This is a genomic window from Seonamhaeicola sediminis (genome assembly GCF_004358095.2).
Classification (GTDB): domain Bacteria; phylum Bacteroidota; class Bacteroidia; order Flavobacteriales; family Flavobacteriaceae; genus Seonamhaeicola; species Seonamhaeicola sediminis.
Genome location: NZ_SMZJ02000004.1, coordinates 688,498 through 706,952, shown reverse-complemented (window position 1 = coordinate 706,952; position 18,455 = coordinate 688,498). Strand labels below are relative to the sequence as shown.

Sequence of the window (18,455 nt, the reverse complement as noted above, 5' to 3'; positions counted from 1 at the left end):
TGGGTTAGTAACTAGTTTCAAGGCTAAATTAATTAACTGGTTTATATGTCCATTTTCTAACACTAGAACTATCTTTAGTTGGAAAATCTTCAGGTACTAGTTGAGTTACTTTTCCAGTAGCAGCCCATTCAGTACCCCTTTGAAGCGTTGTTATAAAACCAACACACTCCATAGAATAGTCCATATGGCCTAACGTTGAGTGGAAGATTCTACCTTGACCATAATTCAAGGTCATTAACATGGGTTCATGCCTTCCTGTTCTCTTACTATCTTCATCAGCATTAGAATAAGCTGTAGCTAAAATGGTTATGTTTTTTCCGGGACCACGTAAACGCTCATAGAGCTCATCCTTGCCGTGCATCCATAATTGAGGAAGATTTTTCATAATAGGGTGGTCTGGCATTCTTGTTTGTATTTGGAATTCCTGCTTTTTTCCATGAGAACCACACATGCCTTCAGAATAGTCATATTCAATTTCATTATTGTTGTTGTAAAAAACATAAGGCCCTGAGTTTACATCTCTTCCGCCCCAGCCACCAAGACCTATCATTGTATTAAACTCATCCCAATCTCCCCAAGCATTATTCGCAGCATGTATTACCACCAGACCTCCTCCGTTCTTTATATAGCTTACAAAATTTGATTTAGCAGATTCAGTCCAATCGGATGACTTCCAACCAAAATTAGAGATAACCACATCATAATTTTCAAATTCAGGACTAAAATTTGGGTCAGGTTTGGGAGAGTCAACTACCCATCTTTTCTTTCCATCATTAAGAGGGTAAATGGTTAAGAGCTCTGAAATATCTTCAACCCCTTCAACTTCGTCATGATGAGGGCCTACCCAATTATATGTAGTACGATTTATATCCACTTCAAAAAGACCAGTTTGCTCCAAATAGTCTTTCATCATAAATGTACTTTTTGGCCATATACCATGACTATTCTCGCCGTCTATAATTAATGCTTTTAATTTTTTAACAGGAATATTGGCGGTTGCTTTGCCTTTACAATTTATGAAGGCTGCTAAATAAACTAGAAGTAAAATGGAATGTAGAAATCGCATCTCTGGTTATTTATTAATGATTTTTTGAAAGATACTTAATTATAAACTCCTAACCGTTTAAAATCTTTCATGGTTGTAATTTATACAAATTGAAGACCTACTCAACTCTTAATCTGATTTTTTTCAACCTTTCCTCTAAATACTTGTAACTTATCCTTTAGATTTTAATCTAAAGGATAAGTCTGTTATTTATCAGGATTAGTAAAAATTACAATAAAGAGAAAAAAATTAAAGCTTATGATTTCTAAGAAGTTAGAAATATCTATTTTTTTATGGATGTTCTTCGTTTAATTGCTGAAGGTTTTAAAGGTTTTCTAGTATAACCAAATAAACGATAATCCTTAATCAAATCTGCGGTTCCCTCTGGAAGCATATTTTCCCAACCCGGTTCGCCTTTATCAATCATATCAAGCGCTTTTCTAGAGAAAATATCCATAATACTTTCATCGTAATCGGTAATATCAACTACTTTACCATTGTATTTAAAGAATTTGTACAATTCTTTCATGCGCGGATACACCTTAAGGTTTTCACTGGTTATAAGTTCTCCGGTTTTTTCATCATGCATTGGATATAAATACACTTTTAAATCTTTAAAGAATAACTTTCCAAATGCCTCTAAAATACCACCACTAATATGACGGTAATATTTTTCATCAAAAATATCAATCAAATTATTAACGCCCATAGCCAGACCCATTCTTCCTTTGGTATAATTAGAGAAGTATTCAACAACCTTATAATACTCTTTAAAGTTTGAAATCATTACAGATTGTCCTAGTGCACACAGTAAATCTGCTCTATCTATAAAATCTTGCTCATCAATTTCGCCTTCGGCTCTTAAATTAGAAAGTGTAATCTCAAAAACCACCATAGTATTGTTAGGATCTACTTTCTTTTCATTGACAAACATCTCATAAGACTTCTCATACATAGCCATGTTTACCTTGGTAACGGGTCTGAAGCTACCACGTAATGCTAAAATATTTTTCTTATAAAAAACCCTAGCCGGCAGTATATTGGTGCCGTCCGGTCCAAAAACAACAGCATCTGTCATGCCATTTTTAACAAGCTGCAAACTCATTAAGCGGTTGTCAATATTTTTAAATACAGGTCCAGAGAAGTTAATAGTATCAATCTCTAACTGGTCTTTATCTAAATGATCATATAAATACCGTAATAGTTTTTTAGGTTCGTTGTACTTATAAAAAGCACCATAAATTAAGTTTGTACCTAAAATTCCTAGGGTTTCTTGTTGTAGTCTCGCATCGGTTTCTTTAAATCTCAAATGCAAGATAATTTCATTGTAATCTTGGTTTGCCTCTACTTGATATTTAATACCAACCCAACCATGACCTTTAAACTGTTTTGCAAAATCAATGGTAGCCACTGTATTGGCATAACAAAAGAATATTTTATCAGGGTTTTTATCTCGGGTAATACGCTCTTCCATGAGATTCATTTCATGGGTAAGCATTTTGCGTAGCCTAGATTCTGTAACGTATCTCCCATCTTTTTCGGCCCCATAAATAGCATCACTAAAAGATTTGTCGTATGCAGACATAGCTTTTGCAATAGTACCAGAGGCACCTCCAGCTCTAAAAAATTGTCTACATGTTTCTTGACCTGCGCCAATTTCAGCAAAAGTTCCGTAAATATTTTGATTGAGGTTTATTCTAAGTGCTTTAGATTTAATAGGAGGTACATCGTCAAATGGTTTGTCTCCTTTTATGGTTATATCCATATCATTCATAGGTTATTTGCGTTACACACAAAGGTATTAAATATGTAAGCCAAACAAAAAAATAACATTATTTTTGTGGGCGTAGAATTCTTAGGACATTATTTTACAGAATTCATATATATAATAAGATATTTTCCATAAACTGTTAATGGTTTTAATTTAATCAAAGTTATTTAAGCAGTTGCATCAAAAATTCTTGATAAACCATACACATTGAAAGTTACTTTTTTAGGCACCGGCACGTCACAAGGTATCCCCATTATAGGGAGTAAACATCCTGTTTGTTTAAGTGAAAACCCAAAAGACAAAAGACTTCGTGTCTCAGTGCTTGTTGAATGGGGAGCTTTTACATATGTTGTAGATTGTGGTCCTGATTTTAGGTATCAAATGCTTAGAGCTGGGGTTGAAAGGATTGATAGTATTTTATTTACACATGAGCATACAGACCATGTTGTGGGGTTGGATGATATTAGACCTTTTTATTTTAGGCAAGGCGACATTCCTTTGTACGGACACAAACGTGTTTTAAAATCATTAAAAAAACGGTTTAAATATGTCTTTAAAACAAAGAACAAATATCCAGGAGCGCCCACAGTAATTTTAAACAGAATTAAAAATGAACCTTTTAAAATAAATGGCTTAGAGGTGGTGCCTGTAAACGGAAAACATGCCGAATTGCAAGTTTTTGGATTCAAGTTTGGTGATTTTGCCTATTTAACCGATATGAAAACCGTTAATAACAAAGAGATTGAAAAAATTAAAAATGTTAAGGTGTTAGTGGTTAATGCCTTACGTATAGAGCCACACCAATCGCATTTTAATTTAGAAGAAGCCTTGCAGTTTATTAAAAAAGTAAACCCAGAAAAAGCGTATTTAACCCATATTAGCCATTTACTTGGTTTTCATGATGAGGTTGAAAGTATGTTACCAGAAAATGTATTTTTGGCTTATGATGGTCTTCAAATAACAATATAATGACTTTTTTAACCTCATGCATCATAAAACCCTAAAAGCGTATTAAATTTATAAAGATGAAACAACGAATTTTTATGTATCTGTTTATTTTTTCAATACTTCTGGTATTGTTTCAATATGTAAATTCTAAACGCATATTTGAGGATTTAAATAGCAAATTAGAGAAAAGCGACTCTCAAATCAAGATTTACAAAGATTCTTTAAACGTTTTAGAAGAAGCGTTTTTAGACGCTTCGCATTTTAATCTAGACAGGAATGACGATGCCATTAGTTATTTTGAAAGACAAGGTTTTGAGGTAGATGAGTTAATACCCTTTATTAAAGATGAATTGTACAAGCTTAATGAGGTAAAAGGAGAACACCCTATAATACCCTATGCCTCCAGTGAAGGCCGAAACATGATGATTAACACCATAAACATGTTGAATCACAAATGGATTATTGCCGATTTCTCGGATGGTGAATTTTGGGGAGAACTCTTTTTAACCTATGAAATAACAGATGATAAGCAGCTTTTATTTAGATTGGTAGAATCATTTTTGTACCCTATGCATTAGCGCGCTTTATAGGCTATCCCTTTTTGTTTTTTAACATCACCTACATACGAATACTCAAACGTATACGAACTATCGGTAGTGGTGAGTATTTTGAGATGAATATCTTTCTGTGCTGCCATATTTTTGGGGTTAATGGTTTTAAAAACCACCTCACAATCATTAATCCATCGTACTTGCGAAGAATCAACCGTATTGTTATAGCGTTCTATTTGAAGCGTATCTGTTCTTTGGAATTCAGATTTAAAAACCTCGCCATTAATATGTATTTCGCTGTAAAACGTACCCGTTTTAAAGGTATTGCAGTGTCGTTCTATATGCTGACAGCTATATAGACCAATAAGAAGAACTAGGTATAAAAAGCGCATACTATCATATTATATTACAAAACTACTTTAATTCTGAAAATTTTTGAAGCTTCCATCAGAATAAAAAATAACAATACGTTCAATAGTTTTGTTACTGTTACTTTCATGCAAAATTTCAGATGCTTTTTTTTCTCCCTCAGGTATTGGATTGTTTACACTTTTAAAATCTAATGCCTTTGCTGTGGCAGGAAATTCACCGGTACCATTTAATAGCCAATACAATTCAACTTCCGGGTAGGCGGAAAGCACCTTTAACACAAACTCTAAACTTGGCTTATTTCTACCAGATAGGATATGTGAGATGCTAGAGCGTTGCACCCCAATTTTTTCGGCAAAAGCAGCAGCAGATTCACCGTAATAATCAATGACATGTTTCAGTCTCTTAGCAAATTTTTCATTGTTTACCATTGTAAATAAGTTTGTCTTTCAACTTGATGTTACAAATGTAAATATTTATGCAAAAAGAAGCTAACATAATGGGTTTAAAATAAAATAGAATTCATTCTATACTTCATTTAAAATAGTTTAAAATACTGAAATAAAGCAATTTAAATCAATTAAGACAGTGAGGTGTTTACGATTGGTGTTTTTTAAAACCGTCATGTACACAAATGTAACATTAATGCTGGGTTTTTAGTGTTTACAAATGTAAAATTGTAAATGTTTACATTTGTGTTCTAAAGAAAACGTATGCAAGTTGATTCTATAAAATCCCTGTTTAATAATCATAAAGAAAAAGCTCTTTTTGGACGTTATATTACTAATAAACATATAGCACCATTGCTTGAAAACATTAAAGATATTTTTACTATTGATGCCATTGGGTATTCTGTTTTAAACAAACCTATTTATGGAATGACATTAGGTACTGGAACTAAACGTATTTTAATGTGGTCTCAAATGCATGGCAACGAATCTACTACTACCAAGGCGTTGTTTGATTTATTAAATTCATTTGCTAATGAAGATGCTCAATTAAATTATATCCTAGAGGCTTGTACCTTATATATCATTCCCATTTTAAATCCAGACGGGGCCGAAGCCTACACTAGAGTTAATGCCAATAAGGTAGATTTAAACAGAGACGCTCAAAATTTGTCTCAACCAGAAAGTGTGGTATTGCGCACCGTTTTTGATAGTTTTAAGCCGCACTATTGCTATAATTTACATGGGCAGCGTACCATTTTTAGTGCTGGAAAAGTAAATAAATCTGCTACAATATCATTTTTATCTCCAGCACAAGATCAAGCCTGTACAGTTACGCCCAATAGGCGCGTAGCTATGGAAGTTATAAGTGCCATGAATACAGCATTGCAAAAAGTTATTCCCAAGCAAGTAGGTGTTTATGATGATGCTTTTAATATCAACTGTGTTGGTGATACGTTTCAAAGCAAGAATGTGCCCACTATATTATTTGAAGCAGGGCATTTTGCAGATGATTATGATAGAGAATATACTAGAGAACTTATTTATTTGTCCTATATAACCTCTCTAGATTATATAGCTAATAACGATGTAGATGGTAGTCATGGTGATGGCTACTTTGATATCCCAGAAAATGAAAAACTGTTTTTAGATCTTATTATTAGGAATGTTTCAGGATATGCTGATGGGTTGGTTGATGTTGGCATTCAATTCAAGGAAACTTTGGTGAATGCTATCTTAAAATTTATTCCTGTTGTTGAAAAAATTGAGAACTTACATGGAATGTACGCACACAAAGAACTAGATGCTGCTGGTGAAAGTGTATTGGACGAAAATGGCAAACACCTAATCATTGGTAACGAAAACGATTTCGTTATATTGAAAAATGAAAAAATCGTATTAAACCCAAAATAAAACACAGTTATTATACATAATTATTAATAAAAATGTATTAATTTTGGTTTTTATCTAAGAAAAGCTAATTATGGGAAAAATAAAATTAGACGAGATTGATCATCAAATTCTTGATATGTTAATTGATAACACAAGAATTCCTTTTACAGACATCGCAAAAAAATTATTGATATCTGCTGGAACGGTTCATGTGCGTGTAAAAAAAATGGAAGAATCTGGAATCATTAAAGGATCCTCTTTAATGCTAGATTATAAAAAGCTAGGGTATTCTTTTATAGCTTATGTTGGGGTTTATTTAAATAATACATCACAAACTAAATTTGTTTTAGAGCGTATTAATGAAATCCCTTATGTGACTGTTGCTCATATTACCACTGGAAAATTTAATATTTTCTGTAAAATTAGAGCTAGAAGCACAGAGCATGCTAAAGAGGTTATTTTTCTATTAGATGATATAGATGGAGTTTATAGAACAGAAACCATGATTTCATTAGAAGAGAGTATAAACGATAAAAAACGTTTAATGCATTCTATATTTAATGACATGAATTAAGTATATTCTGAATACAGAAGAGAAAAGCCCTTTTTTGAGGGCTTTTTTATAATTTATGAATTATAATAGTTAAAGGCGTCTATTATGAGACAATCATCTACTTTACAATCTATCTTTGGTTTTCCAATAGATTCAAGAAGCACAAAATTAATATTACCATGATTGTTTTTCTTGTCGTATTTAAGAAGCTCCATTATTGGGGCGTATTCACTTTTATCAATCTCAACTTTTCCGTAATAACCAATAAATAAATCTTTAATATTATTGGTTAGTTCTTTTGGGAAACCAGATAATTCAGAAGATATGTAACATGCTAATATCATTCCTATGATAATCGCTTCACCATGTAACAGCGTTTCTTTTTTAGGATTACTCAAAAAATAAGATTCTATAGCATGCCCTAATGTATGCCCGAAATTTAAAGTTTTTCTTAGACCATCTTCAAAAGGATCTTCATTTACAACATTTTTCTTAATGATTACAGATTGATGAATTAGTTCATCTAAATCAGCTAATGTAAGTGCTGACAAATCCTGAAACTTGTTCCAATAATTTTTGTCACTAATTAATCCATGCTTTAACATTTCAGCTAAACCAGATCGCATTTGGTTTGTTGGTAATGTATTTAAATAATAAGGGTCTATAAGTACTAAATCAGGATCATCAATAACTCCAATTTGATTTTTTAAATGCCCTAAATCAACACCTGTTTTTCCACCAACAGAAGCATCAACCATAGAAAGTAATGTAGTTGGAACATTTATATAAGCAATACCTCTTTTAAAAGTACATGCTACAAATCCACCTAAATCAGTGATAACACCTCCACCAATATTAATCATTACACTTTTTCTATCGGCATCTAAATCAGAAAGCGTATTCCAAACCCCCACACAAGTTTCAATAGTCTTATTAATTTCACCAGATTCAATTTCAATGATTTCAATGTCTGCACCAACTTCAAGCTTTTCTAAGAAAAAAGGCAAACAATATTGATGCGTATTTTCATCAACTAAAATAAAAACCTTAGAGAAATTATTTTCTTTAAGGTGTTTATTAACAGCTGTATAGCAGTTGTTATTAAAATGAATTGTGCAATCTTTATAGGTGATAGAATCCATAAAATAAATAGCTTTTTTAAGGGTGCCAAATTAAGGAGATTTTATATAAAATGATAACTTCTTGTTAATTATCTTTGTAATAAGACCTAATAATAATGCTGGAAAACGAACGTGTTTTTGATAATACTGAAATTGCTTTTTCTCTTAAAAATGATTCAGAGTTAGAGCGAGCTTTTTTTTTATTTAAAATGATATCCATTGAACCTTTAGTAAGAATTGGAACCGTTGCCACTAATTTAGCTTTAAAAGCTAATTTGCCCATAGAAGGGCTTATTCGGTCTACAGTGTTTGATCATTTTTGTGGCGGGGTAAACGAGGAAGATTGTTTACCAGTCATTGAGAAAATGTATAGCAAGGGTGTTAGTTCTGTGCTTGATTATTCTGTAGAAGGTAAAGAAAATGACAATGAATTTGATAACGCTGTTGAAAAGGTTCTCAAAATCATTGATTTTGCTAAAAATTTAGATGCTATCCCTATAGCAGTCTTTAAACCAACTGGATTTGGCAAATTAAGTTTATATGAAAAAGTGGGAAGCTACAAGCCTTTAAATGATCTAGAGCAAGAAGCTTGGAATAACGTAATAGAGCGTTATGATAGAATCTGTAAAAAGGCCAAGGAAAATGATGTTGCTGTATTAATTGATGCCGAAGAAAGTTGGATGCAAGATGCAGCTGATATGCTTGTAACAAACATGATGAAAAGGTACAATACTGAAAAACCTATTGTTTTTAACACCCTACAAATGTATAGGCACGATAGATTAGAATTCTTAAAAGCTGAACATAAAAAAGCTATTGCGGGCGGATATTATTTAGGTTATAAGTTGGTAAGAGGCGCTTACATGGAAAAGGAACATGATAGAGCTGTAGAGCAGGGCTATAAGTCACCAATTTGTGATAATAAAGCCGCTACTGATACTAACTTTAATAATGGTCTAGAATATATTATTGATAATTTGGACGATATCTCTGTATTTGCGGGTACTCATAATGAGGAAAGTTCTTATCTGCTAATGGATTTAATGAAAGAGAAAGGTTTAAAAAACAACGATTCCCGTGTTTGGTTTGGTCAGTTATACGGCATGAGTGACCATATAAGTTTTAACCTTGCTAATTTGGGTTATAATGTGGCTAAATATATTCCTTTTGGGCCTGTTAAAGATGTTATGCCATATTTGATTAGAAGAGCTGAAGAAAACACTTCCGTAGCTGGACAAACAGGTAGGGAGCTAAGTCTTTTAAATACAGAAAAAAAACGCAGGAGAGCTTTACAGTTTAAGTAGGTATAGTATTATTTACATATCACTGTAACAAATGACTTGATAATAATTCTTAAATCGAAAAAGAAATGTCGTTTTTCAATATACATTTTATTATACCTTATCTTGTCTGGTATGATTGTATTTATATAAAAGTCTTCGGGGTCTTTAGCAGCTTCTAAAAGCTCAACTTCATTTCTATACTTTAGTGAAGCAAGCCCTGTTATACCTGGTCTAACACAAAATATACGCATATCATCTTCACTGTAAAAATTAACATAATATCTAAGCTCTGGTCTGGGGCCTACAAAACTCATGTCTCCTTTTAAGATATTGATTAATTGCGGAAACTCATCAATTTTATAGCGTCTTAAAAAATAACCTACTTTAGTAACTCTTGAGTCATGATTACCTAACGTAAGGAGTCCTGATTTTTCTGAAAGCACACGCATGGTTCTAAATTTGTAAATATTGAAGTCGATATTATTTTTGCCAACGCGACCTTGAATAAACAAAATAGGCCCTCTAGAATCTATTTTTATAAGTATTGCAATTAATAAAAGGAGCGGGAAAAGAACGATTAACCCAATGACAGCAAAAACAACATCAAAACTTCTTTTGAGCATTTCTTATTGTACTATTTTTAGGTCTGTAACACTGGCAACGCTATCGCAGTTTTGTATAATTAAATATACCATATCATCATGATACTTACCCTCAATATAAAAAATAGCACAAGGTTCCTTTCGTGGTTCGCTTTTAGAAAAATCTACATCTCCATGATTTAAGAGGTGATTTACTATTGTTGAATCATTTATATTTTGATATTGGATTTTTTTAGAATTGATATTTTTTAAAACCCTAGCTGTTGGACCATAATCACAGGATACTTTTTTTCCGTTTAAGAAAAATGCCAATACTATTAATCCTATAGAAAAACCACCTAAATAGTAGCCCAATCGTTGTATTAACTTCATTTAAATTACTTTGATTTGGGGTGTTTTTAGAAAATAAGCAAGTTAGCATCGCTATAACTCAAATTAAACCATTCACCCACAGATTTACTTGTTAGAATTCCGTGGTAAAAATACAATCCATTTCTCAAACCTCTATCAAACCGCAAAGAATTTTCAATACCACCATCTTCGGCAATCTGTAATAGGTAAGGCGTGAAAATATTGCTTATGGAGACCGATGCAGTTCTAGGGTATCTAGCAGGAATATTGGGAACACAATAATGAACCACACCATGCTTTACAAAGGTGGGGTGTTTATGAGAGGTAACCTCACTGGTTTCAAAACAGCCCCCCATATCGATACTAACATCTATAATAATAGCACCCTTTTTCATGGATTGTACAAGTGCATCTGTTACAACAATAGGCGCTCTGTTTTTACCTCTAACGGCTCCAATAACTACGTCACAACGTTTTAAAGCTTTGGTTAAGTTTTTTGGCTGAATGGTAGAGGTGAAAAATGGCCTGCCTAAGTTGGTTTGAATACGCCTGAGTTTGGTAATGGAGTTATCAAAAATTTTGATACCAGCTCCCAGACCCATAGCACCACGAGCAGCAAACTCGCCAACAGTTCCAGCCCCTAAAATAACCACTTCTACAGGAGGTACACCACTAATATTTCCAAACATGATGCCATTACCGTCATGGGTGTCTGATAATAACTCTGAGGCTATTAAAACAGATGCTGTTCCGGCAATCTCACTTAACGAACGAACTGCAGGGTAATTGCCATCGGCATCTCTTATAAACTCAAACGCCATTGCTGTAATTCGTTTAGATGCTAAAGCCTCAAAATACTTTTTTGTTTGCGTTTTAAGTTGTAATGCAGAAATTAATATGGTTTGTGGATTGAGAAGTTTTATTTGCTCAAGGGTTGGTGGCTCCACTTTTAGTACAATTGGACATGCAAATACTTTTGCAGTATCTTTGGTGATTTCTGCACCTGCTTCACTATAATCCTTATCACTAAAACTGGCACCTTCACCTGCACCAGATTCAAGTAGTACTTTATGTCCGTTATTAACCAAAGCAAAAACGGCATCGGGTGTGAGGCATATACGCTGCTCTTGAAAAGCTGTTTCCTTGGGTATTCCAATAAATAAGTCGCCCTTTTTCTTAAATATTTCTAGGGTTTCTTCTTGGGGTAAAAGCTGTTGCTTTGTAAACGGAGAAAGTTGTTTAGACATGGAAAATTGTAAATAAAAATCAAATTACAAATAAATTTTTTAATGCTTACAAAAACTAAAAATTTAATTGATTTTTTATATAAATCAAAGAGCTTATATTGTAAGAATTTTAATTAAATTTGTTGAGGTTTTACCATAGCTTACTTTAATTTAAATCCTTTAAATTTGTACATACGTGTATTTTGTATGCAAAAACGATTTTTAGCTCTCATATTTTTTACGTTCTCTTATATCTGTTTTTCTCAAGATTTAGTTATACAAGGTAGAGTACAGGATGAAAAAAGTCTTCCTGTAGCATTTGCTAACGTGGTTGTCTTTAATAATGGTGCATTTGTAAATGGAACTACAACCAATGACAATGGGTATTTTCAAATTGAAAATTTAAACGCTTCAAACTATATCCTTAAAGTGAGTTTTTTGGGTTATGAATCTGTTGAATTGCCTATTTCCTTAACATCTGATATTACTGTTGAGAATATCATTCTTAAAGAAATTATTGAAGCTTTGGATGGTGTTATCGTAATTGCTAAGAAACCTACTGTAAAAAGAATGGTAGATAGAATTGTTTTTAATGTTGAAAACTCAACGCTTTCAAATAATAATGTACTGGATGTATTAAAACAAACCCCCGGTGTTTTGGTGCATGATGGTAATATAACTGTAAAAAATGCCACACCGGTGGTTTATATAAATGATAGAAGAGTACATCTCTCAATAGAAGAAGTTCAACAACTTCTGCAGGGAACTCCAGCTGAGAATATTAAATCTATAGAAGTTATTACTAATCCACCAGCACGATATGAAGCCGAAGGAGGGGCTGTTTTAAATATTGTTACCAGTAAAAATATTGTTGCTGGTTATCATGGCAGTATATTTGGTAATTTTAAACAAGGTTCTGAGTTCCCAAAGTATTCTTATGGTACCAGTCATTTTTTTAAAACTAAAAAATTAAGTACCTATATAAATTTTAGCGATAACCCTCGAAAAGATTTTACCGGAAATGATGAGTTTGTAAATTTTTTCAACAATAATCAAGTAACATCTCGTTGGGAAAGTTTTTCTTCTAGAATAAGAGAAAATTCAAAACAAAATATAAACACCACTATTGATTATGAAATAGATCAAAAAAACAGCTTGTCGTTTACTTCAAATATGCTAATCTCTCCTAGGAGAGCCACTAAAACGAGTGAAATTTCTGAAACTAACGTTTACGGTTTGGATAAACTTTTAGATTCTATTTTTAAAACAAATAATAGTCTAAGAGATGAAACATTTAATTTTGCTTTTGATTTGGATTATGTTCACAATTTTGATAGAAAAGGGGAAAAACTATCTGTAAATGGGCATCATACTTATTATGATTTTTCAAGTTTTCAAAATGTTGATACCGATTATTTGTTTGCAGATGAAAGTTTAATTAGAGAAAATAGATTTCAGACCTTCTCTAGTCAAACCGTAAAATTATTTACTGGACAAATTGATTACACACTACCAATAAATGAATCGTCTAATTTTGAGACTGGAGCCAAAGTTTCAAACATAAATTCTGAAAGTATTTTAAATCAATTTACGTTTGATAATGGAATTAGACAGGAAGACACTCTCAATTCTGATACTTTTTTATATGATGAAACTAATTACGCTATTTATGGTAGTTTTGGTAAAACTTGGGATAAATGGGATTTAAAATTGGGCTTACGAACAGAATACACTAATATTAAAGGAAATTCAATTTTAAATAATCAAGTTAACAATAATGATTACATAAAATTCTTTCCAACCTTTTATTTACAACATAAAGTTGATGATAAAAATGAGGTTTATTTTAATTATAAGAAGCGAATATTTAGACCAAGATATAATCAATTAAATCCATTTAAATATTTTTTAAACGATAATGCTTACATTACTGGCAATCCTAGTTTAAAGCCTCAAATAGATGATGTTTTTACATTTGGATACAGTGTGAATAAAGATTTCACCTTCGAGTTGTATTATCGCTATGAAAAAGACCCTGCTTTGGAAATAGTTTTTCAAGATAATATAGATAAAAAATTAAAATACGTTAATACAAATATAGATAGCAGTATTTCTTACGGACTTGATTTCATTGCATATACTAATATATTGACCAATTGGAGCTTTTCTACTTTATCATCTATTTACTACACCAATGAGCAATTTTTTGCTTTGGAAAGTAATAACGAATTAACCAATAACAATAGATGGGCTGTTTTTATCCAAATAGCTAACTATTTTACTTTTTTAAAAGACAGAAGTTTATTGCTTAATATATCCATGATATATACTTCAAGGGATTCTCAAGGAGCCTCTGTGGTTAGTGATAGAAGTGGGGTAGATTTAAGTATAAGAAAAAATTTAATTAAAAATAAAGCATCTTTGAGTATTGGAATAACCGATATATTTAATGGGTTAAATTACAACAAGAGTACTAAATATCTAAATCAAGACATACTCAGAGAAACAACGCTTGAAAACAGAATGCTCACTTTTGGATTTAATTATAAATTCGGAAATACTAAGCTCCAAAACAATAATAAAACAATTGATTTAGAAGAAAGAGATAGATTAAATGATTAAAAATATTGTTTTACTCTTTCCCAGAAATTTTTAGGGGACACTTTAAACTCATCTTCTAATTCTTCCATTGATTTTGTTGCCTCGTTGATTTTATTAAACATTTTGGCCCGAAGTAGATAAACGGATGGAATTATTATTGCCATCACGGGAATCATATAAATCAGTTCAAACTCATCCACATATTTAATATCATCATTAAAAACATTAATTATTTGGTATACATACATAGTAACAGGAACCAATAATGTATGATACCACCAATGTCTGCATGTAAAAAACCAAATAAAAATTAAAAGTAAGGGGATGGCTTTACTAAAAACAAAATACATGGCATTATTGGCACTACCAAAATAACCGCTATTGTATGTAAATAAAAAAGTGTCCCAGACTTTAGTGTCTGGAACACTTTCATGTAAGTAATACAAATAAGGAGAAATAGCTATAATTGTAGCTATTATGCTACCAAGTAATAGATTATTTTTATCTGTGACTTGGTAGTTTCGCTCCTCTTTCGATTTTTGCTGTTTGGTTTCCATCTAAATTGTATGTTGTTGCAGCACTAGCTAAAAACATCATACCTCCGAAAATTGCGATTGCAATTATGTACTTTTTAGTTTTCATTTTATAAGGGATTTAATTAATTAATTACCCAAATGTAACTAAAGAGTATCTTGAAGAATTCGGTAAAATGTTAAAAAAATGTTAAAAACAGGATTTTATAAAAATACTGTTGAGGTTTTACCGTAAAACTTCAAAATTAGGAAGTTTTAAGTTGTTTTTAAGCGTGGTTTCAGCATGTTTTTTCGGTTAAATTTGGTTTACATTTTAGTTCTAAAATTCTAGAATTATCATCACGTAGTGTGATGTTAATGCTATCATGTTCAGGTACTATGTGCTCAATTAACTCTGGCCACTCAATTAATATCCATTTATTAGAAAATAAATAATCTTCAATTCCAAAATTATAGGCTTCTTCCAGATCATTGATTCTGTACAAATCAAAATGATATATTATTTGATTTTCAGTTTCGTATTCATTTACAATTGAAAACGTTGGGCTACTAACTTCATCTTTACTTCCAAGGCACTTAACTATTGATTTTATTAATGTGGTTTTACCAGTCCCCATATTTCCGTAAAAGAAAATGGTTTTGCTTTTTACATTATTAATAATTTCTTTAGCTATAGTATCTACATTTTCTAGCTTATAAATGACTCTCAAAATTGAACAATTTTAATGCAATATTAGTAATATAATTTGATAAAACCTAGAAAAAAATGCATTTCGTCGATGTTTTTTGCTTTACATGGATTATTTTGGACTAAAAATAACAAAAGGAATAATCATTTCTTCTAAAGATACGCCGCCATGTTGATAGGTATTCCTGTAATAGCTTACGTAATGATTGTAGTTATTGGGATAAGCAAAAAACAAATCACTTTTGGCAAAAATATAAGAACTACTCATGGTAATAGCAGGTAAATGAAGTTCATGAGGTTTTTTTGCTTCAAAAACATCTTTACCTTCATACGTTAAACTACGCCCTGTTTTATAACGAAGATTTAAACTGGTATCTCTATCTCCAATGACTTTAGAAGGGTTTTTAACATTTATGGTGCCATGATCTGTTGTTATAATTAATTTAAAACCAAGGTTTTGAGCTTGTTGAATCATTTCAAGCAACGGCGAGTTTTTAAACCAACTCACCGTTAATGACCTGTAAGCTTTATCATTTGAGGCTAATTCTTTAACAACTTCCATTTCTGTTTTAGCATGTGAAAGCATATCTACAAAATTATAGACCACAACGGTTAAATCATTTTTTTTAAGCGCGTTAAAGTTTTCTACAAGCCTTTTCCCATTCTTTACATTAGTGATTTTAAAATATTCATAGTTTAAATGATTGCATCCTAATCGTTTCATCTGTGCTTCTAAAAATTCGGCTTCAAACAAATTTTTCCCACCTTCATCCGTATCATTTTTCCAATATTGAGGAAATAGTTTTTCCATATCACTAGGCATCAAACCTGAGAAAATGGCATTTCTTGCGTATTGTGTTGCAGATGGTAAAATACTGAAGTAGGCGTCTTCTTTTTCTTTTTTGTAATACGTATTTATAATAGGTTCAAAGGCTTTCCACTGGTCATAGCGTAAATTATCTATAACTACCAAAATGGTTGGTTGTTTTTTACTAATTTCAGGAACGACCCGTTCTTTAAAAAGAGTGTGTGACATCACAGGCGCACTGGTATGTGGTTGAAACCATTTACTATAGTTCTTCTCAATAAACTTCCCGAATTGGATATTGGCTTCTGTTTTTTGAGACTCTAAAATCTCAAACATACCCGTGTCTTCAATATCTTCAAGCTGAATTTCCCAATAGATGAGTTTTTGATAGAGTTCTACCCATGCCTCATAAGAGTTTACCATAGCCATATCCATGGCAATTTTTCTAAACTCTTGCTGATAATTAGATGTTGTTTTCTCAGAAACCAATCTAGAGTGGTCTAAATTCTTTTTTAAGCTTAGTAGAATTTGATTTGGATTAACAGGTTTAATTAGGTAATCTGCTATTTTATTACCTATAGCTTCTTCCATAATATATTCTTCTTCACTTTTTGTGATCATTACCACTGGCAGGTTAGCTTGTTTTTCTTTAATGTCATTTAAAGTTTCAAGTCCTGTTAACCCAGGCATATTTTCATCCAGAAAAACAATATCAAAACTGTTACTATCCAACAAATCTATAGCATCAATACCACTTGTACTTGTAGTAACTTTATAGTTTCGTTGTTCTAAAAATAAAATATGGGGTTTTAGTAAATCAATTTCATCATCAACCCAAAGTATTTGTATGGTATTCATTAAGGCGTCACTTTAAATGTTAATCTTATAATTATATTTGTAGTAGATAACCACAATTTTTAAAGTTTGAACAAACTTAAAATATTAAACGATCCAATTTACGGATTTATTACGATTCCAAATTCTCTAATTTTCGACTTAATCCAGCATAGGTATTTTCAAAGGTTAAGAAGAATTACCCAAATGGGAATGTCTTATTTGGTATATCCTGGAGCACATCATACAAGGTTTCATCATGCTATTGGTTGTGTGCACTTAATGCAACAGGCTGTTAATGTACTTCGTTTTAAGGGAGTTACAATATCAAGTAATGAAGAAAATGCCCTTTATGCTGCTATTTTACTACACGATATTGGTCATGGCCCATTCTCACATGCTATGGAACATAGTATTGTAAATAACGTATCTCATGAAGAGATTTCCATGCTTTTTATGGAGCGTTTAAACGAAGAATTTAACGGAAATTTAACGCTTGCCATTACAATATTTAAAGGAGACTATCACAGAAATTTTTTATGTCAGCTAATTTCTGGGCAGCTAGATATGGATAGAGCTGATTACTTAAAACGTGATAGTTTTTATACTGGGGTTGCCGAGGGAAACATAAATAGTGAGCGTTTAATTACAATGCTTAATGTGGTGGATGATGAATTGGTTATTGAAGAAAAAGGTATTTATAGTGTAGAGAAGTTTATTGTTGCTAGAAGACTTATGTATTGGCAAGTCTATTTGCACAAAACAGGTGTGGCAGCAGAATTATTATTGATAAGAGTATTAAAACGAGCAAAGGAACTTCATCAAAAAGGACGTAAATTACAGGCTAGTAAAGCCCTATTATTCTTTTTAGATAATAAGATTTCAATTGAAAATTTTAACCATGAAACCCTTGAAATATTTTCAGAATTAGACGATTACGATATTATTTCAGCAATGAAGCATTGGCAACATGATGAAGATTTTATTTTGAGTAAATTATGCAAAATGATTATTAACAGGAATTTGCTTAAAATAAAAGTAAAAAACAATAAAATAAAAGATAAGCATCTTGAAAATCATATAAATACATTTATGGCTCACTACGGGGTTAGTAGGGAAGAGGCAGCGTATTTTGTTTTTACGGGAAGTATTTCCAATCAGGCCTATCAGTCAAAGAACAATCGTATAAACGTATTATTTAAATCTGGTAAAATTATGGATATTGTAAAGGCCTCAGATCACCTTAATATCAAAACCTTATCAAAACCAGTTACAAAATACTATTTATGCTACCCAAAAGAGCTTCTACAGTAAGGATTTTTTAATAAGC

18 protein-coding genes are annotated in these 18,455 nt (G+C 31.8%); 7 read left to right on the top strand and 11 right to left on the bottom strand.

The window, feature by feature from the left end; all coding sequences use genetic code 11:
• Positions 1-28: 28 nt before the first annotated feature.
• Positions 29-1,066: a ThuA domain-containing protein gene (locus E1J38_RS09325; protein WP_133356605.1), complete on the bottom strand. Its 1,038-nt coding sequence runs from the start codon at positions 1,064-1,066 to the stop codon at positions 29-31.
• Positions 1,067-1,328: 262 nt separating this feature from the next.
• A complete protein-coding gene (locus tag E1J38_RS09320; RefSeq protein ID WP_133356606.1) occupies positions 1,329-2,810 on the bottom strand; it encodes a TonB-dependent receptor in 1,482 nt (493 codons plus the stop codon).
• A gap of 213 nt (positions 2,811-3,023) precedes the next feature.
• Here E1J38_RS09320 and E1J38_RS09315 point away from each other — a divergent pair, with 213 nt between their 5' ends.
• Together E1J38_RS09315 and E1J38_RS09310 are read left to right on the top strand one after the other, a co-directional pair.
• Positions 3,024-3,785 carry an MBL fold metallo-hydrolase gene (locus tag E1J38_RS09315; protein ID WP_133356607.1) on the top strand — a complete coding sequence of 254 codons (762 nt, stop codon included), beginning with the start codon at positions 3,024-3,026 and terminating at the stop codon, positions 3,783-3,785.
• Between the two features lie 56 nt (positions 3,786-3,841).
• The gene (locus tag E1J38_RS09310; RefSeq protein ID WP_133356608.1) at positions 3,842-4,342 is read left to right on the top strand and encodes a hydrolase; all 501 of its coding nucleotides are present in this window, start codon (positions 3,842-3,844) and stop codon (positions 4,340-4,342) included.
• Here the strand turns inward: E1J38_RS09310 and E1J38_RS09305 are convergent.
• Positions 4,339-4,707 (bottom strand): DNA topoisomerase IV, encoded by a 369-nt coding sequence (locus tag E1J38_RS09305; protein WP_133356609.1) that lies wholly within the window; start codon positions 4,705-4,707, stop codon positions 4,339-4,341. The two genes, E1J38_RS09310 and E1J38_RS09305, sit on opposite strands and share 4 nt — an antisense overlap.
• A 27-nt stretch (positions 4,708-4,734) precedes the next feature.
• On the bottom strand, positions 4,735-5,115 hold the full coding sequence (locus E1J38_RS09300) for a helix-turn-helix domain-containing protein (protein ID WP_133356610.1): 381 nt from the start codon (positions 5,113-5,115) through the stop codon (positions 4,735-4,737).
• A gap of 282 nt (positions 5,116-5,397) precedes the next feature.
• Between E1J38_RS09300 and E1J38_RS09295 the strand changes: the two genes are divergently transcribed.
• Positions 5,398-6,546: a M14 family metallopeptidase gene (locus E1J38_RS09295; RefSeq protein WP_133356611.1), complete on the top strand. Its 1,149-nt coding sequence runs from the start codon at positions 5,398-5,400 to the stop codon at positions 6,544-6,546.
• 70 nt (positions 6,547-6,616) lie between these two features.
• Positions 6,617-7,099: an Lrp/AsnC family transcriptional regulator gene (locus E1J38_RS09290; protein WP_133356612.1), complete on the top strand. Its 483-nt coding sequence runs from the start codon at positions 6,617-6,619 to the stop codon at positions 7,097-7,099.
• A 53-nt stretch (positions 7,100-7,152) separates the two neighbouring features.
• Here E1J38_RS09290 and aroB read toward each other — a convergent pair whose 3' ends face one another.
• Positions 7,153-8,220, bottom strand: coding sequence for a 3-dehydroquinate synthase (aroB, locus tag E1J38_RS09285; protein WP_133356613.1), 1,068 nt, complete (start codon positions 8,218-8,220; stop codon positions 7,153-7,155).
• A gap of 95 nt (positions 8,221-8,315) precedes the next feature.
• Here aroB and E1J38_RS09280 point away from each other — a divergent pair, with 95 nt between their 5' ends.
• Complete coding sequence (locus E1J38_RS09280; RefSeq protein ID WP_133356614.1) at positions 8,316-9,503, top strand: proline dehydrogenase family protein; 1,188 nt, start codon at positions 8,316-8,318, stop codon at positions 9,501-9,503.
• An 8-nt stretch (positions 9,504-9,511) separates the two neighbouring features.
• Here the strand turns inward: E1J38_RS09280 and E1J38_RS09275 are convergent, their stop codons facing one another.
• Genes E1J38_RS09275 through E1J38_RS09265 form a run of 3 tightly spaced genes read right to left on the bottom strand, consistent with a single transcriptional unit; the run spans position 9,512 to position 11,682 of the window.
• Positions 9,512-10,105, bottom strand: coding sequence for a sugar transferase (locus E1J38_RS09275; protein WP_133356615.1), 594 nt, complete (start codon positions 10,103-10,105; stop codon positions 9,512-9,514).
• 3 nt (positions 10,106-10,108) lie between these two features.
• Positions 10,109-10,456: a hypothetical protein gene (locus E1J38_RS09270; RefSeq protein WP_133356616.1), complete on the bottom strand. Its 348-nt coding sequence runs from the start codon at positions 10,454-10,456 to the stop codon at positions 10,109-10,111.
• A gap of 26 nt (positions 10,457-10,482) precedes the next feature.
• Complete coding sequence (locus E1J38_RS09265; protein ID WP_133356617.1) at positions 10,483-11,682, bottom strand: alanine dehydrogenase; 1,200 nt, start codon at positions 11,680-11,682, stop codon at positions 10,483-10,485.
• Between the two features lie 186 nt (positions 11,683-11,868).
• Here E1J38_RS09265 and E1J38_RS09260 point away from each other — a divergent pair, with 186 nt between their 5' ends.
• Positions 11,869-14,283, top strand: a complete 2,415-nt coding sequence (locus E1J38_RS09260) for an outer membrane beta-barrel protein (RefSeq protein ID WP_133356618.1) — start codon at positions 11,869-11,871, stop codon at positions 14,281-14,283.
• Here E1J38_RS09260 and E1J38_RS09255 read toward each other — a convergent pair.
• The 3 genes from E1J38_RS09255 to porX form a co-directional block, all read right to left on the bottom strand.
• Complete coding sequence (locus tag E1J38_RS09255) at positions 14,280-14,819, bottom strand: hypothetical protein (protein WP_133356619.1); 540 nt, start codon at positions 14,817-14,819, stop codon at positions 14,280-14,282. The genes E1J38_RS09260 and E1J38_RS09255 overlap by 4 nt on opposite strands.
• A gap of 254 nt (positions 14,820-15,073) precedes the next feature.
• The gene (gene tsaE / locus E1J38_RS09250; protein WP_133356620.1) at positions 15,074-15,505 is read right to left on the bottom strand and encodes a tRNA (adenosine(37)-N6)-threonylcarbamoyltransferase complex ATPase subunit type 1 TsaE; all 432 of its coding nucleotides are present in this window, start codon (positions 15,503-15,505) and stop codon (positions 15,074-15,076) included.
• A 90-nt stretch (positions 15,506-15,595) separates the two neighbouring features.
• Complete coding sequence (gene porX, locus E1J38_RS09245) at positions 15,596-17,149, bottom strand: T9SS response regulator signal transducer PorX (RefSeq protein ID WP_133356621.1); 1,554 nt, start codon at positions 17,147-17,149, stop codon at positions 15,596-15,598.
• Between the two features lie 66 nt (positions 17,150-17,215).
• On the opposite strand from porX, the gene E1J38_RS09240 reads away from it, so the two are divergent.
• Positions 17,216-18,439 carry an HD domain-containing protein gene (locus E1J38_RS09240; protein WP_133356622.1) on the top strand — a complete coding sequence of 408 codons (1,224 nt, stop codon included), beginning with the start codon at positions 17,216-17,218 and terminating at the stop codon, positions 18,437-18,439.
• The last annotated feature ends 16 nt before the right edge of the window (positions 18,440-18,455 follow it).

Bases quoted from the DNA above. Each gene is read 5' to 3' on its own strand.
- porX (WP_133356621.1), bottom strand. From the start codon at position 17,149: ATGAATACCATACAAATACTTTGGGTTGATGATGAAATTGATTTACTA.
- aroB (WP_133356613.1), bottom strand. From the start codon at position 8,220: ATGGATTCTATCACCTATAAAGATTGCACAATTCATTTTAATAACAAC.
- E1J38_RS09270 (WP_133356616.1), bottom strand. From the start codon at position 10,456: ATGAAGTTAATACAACGATTGGGCTACTATTTAGGTGGTTTTTCTATA.
- E1J38_RS09290 (WP_133356612.1), top strand. From the start codon at position 6,617: ATGGGAAAAATAAAATTAGACGAGATTGATCATCAAATTCTTGATATG.
- E1J38_RS09275 (WP_133356615.1), bottom strand. From the start codon at position 10,105: ATGCTCAAAAGAAGTTTTGATGTTGTTTTTGCTGTCATTGGGTTAATC.
- E1J38_RS09260 (WP_133356618.1), top strand. From the start codon at position 11,869: ATGCAAAAACGATTTTTAGCTCTCATATTTTTTACGTTCTCTTATATC.
- E1J38_RS09280 (WP_133356614.1), top strand. From the start codon at position 8,316: ATGCTGGAAAACGAACGTGTTTTTGATAATACTGAAATTGCTTTTTCT.
- E1J38_RS09255 (WP_133356619.1), bottom strand. From the start codon at position 14,819: ATGGAAACCAAACAGCAAAAATCGAAAGAGGAGCGAAACTACCAAGTC.
- E1J38_RS09265 (WP_133356617.1), bottom strand. From the start codon at position 11,682: ATGTCTAAACAACTTTCTCCGTTTACAAAGCAACAGCTTTTACCCCAA.
- E1J38_RS09300 (WP_133356610.1), bottom strand. From the start codon at position 5,115: ATGGTAAACAATGAAAAATTTGCTAAGAGACTGAAACATGTCATTGAT.
- E1J38_RS09320 (WP_133356606.1), bottom strand. From the start codon at position 2,810: ATGGATATAACCATAAAAGGAGACAAACCATTTGACGATGTACCTCCT.
- E1J38_RS09295 (WP_133356611.1), top strand. From the start codon at position 5,398: ATGCAAGTTGATTCTATAAAATCCCTGTTTAATAATCATAAAGAAAAA.
- E1J38_RS09310 (WP_133356608.1), top strand. From the start codon at position 3,842: ATGAAACAACGAATTTTTATGTATCTGTTTATTTTTTCAATACTTCTG.
- E1J38_RS09325 (WP_133356605.1), bottom strand. From the start codon at position 1,066: ATGCGATTTCTACATTCCATTTTACTTCTAGTTTATTTAGCAGCCTTC.
- E1J38_RS09305 (WP_133356609.1), bottom strand. From the start codon at position 4,707: ATGCGCTTTTTATACCTAGTTCTTCTTATTGGTCTATATAGCTGTCAG.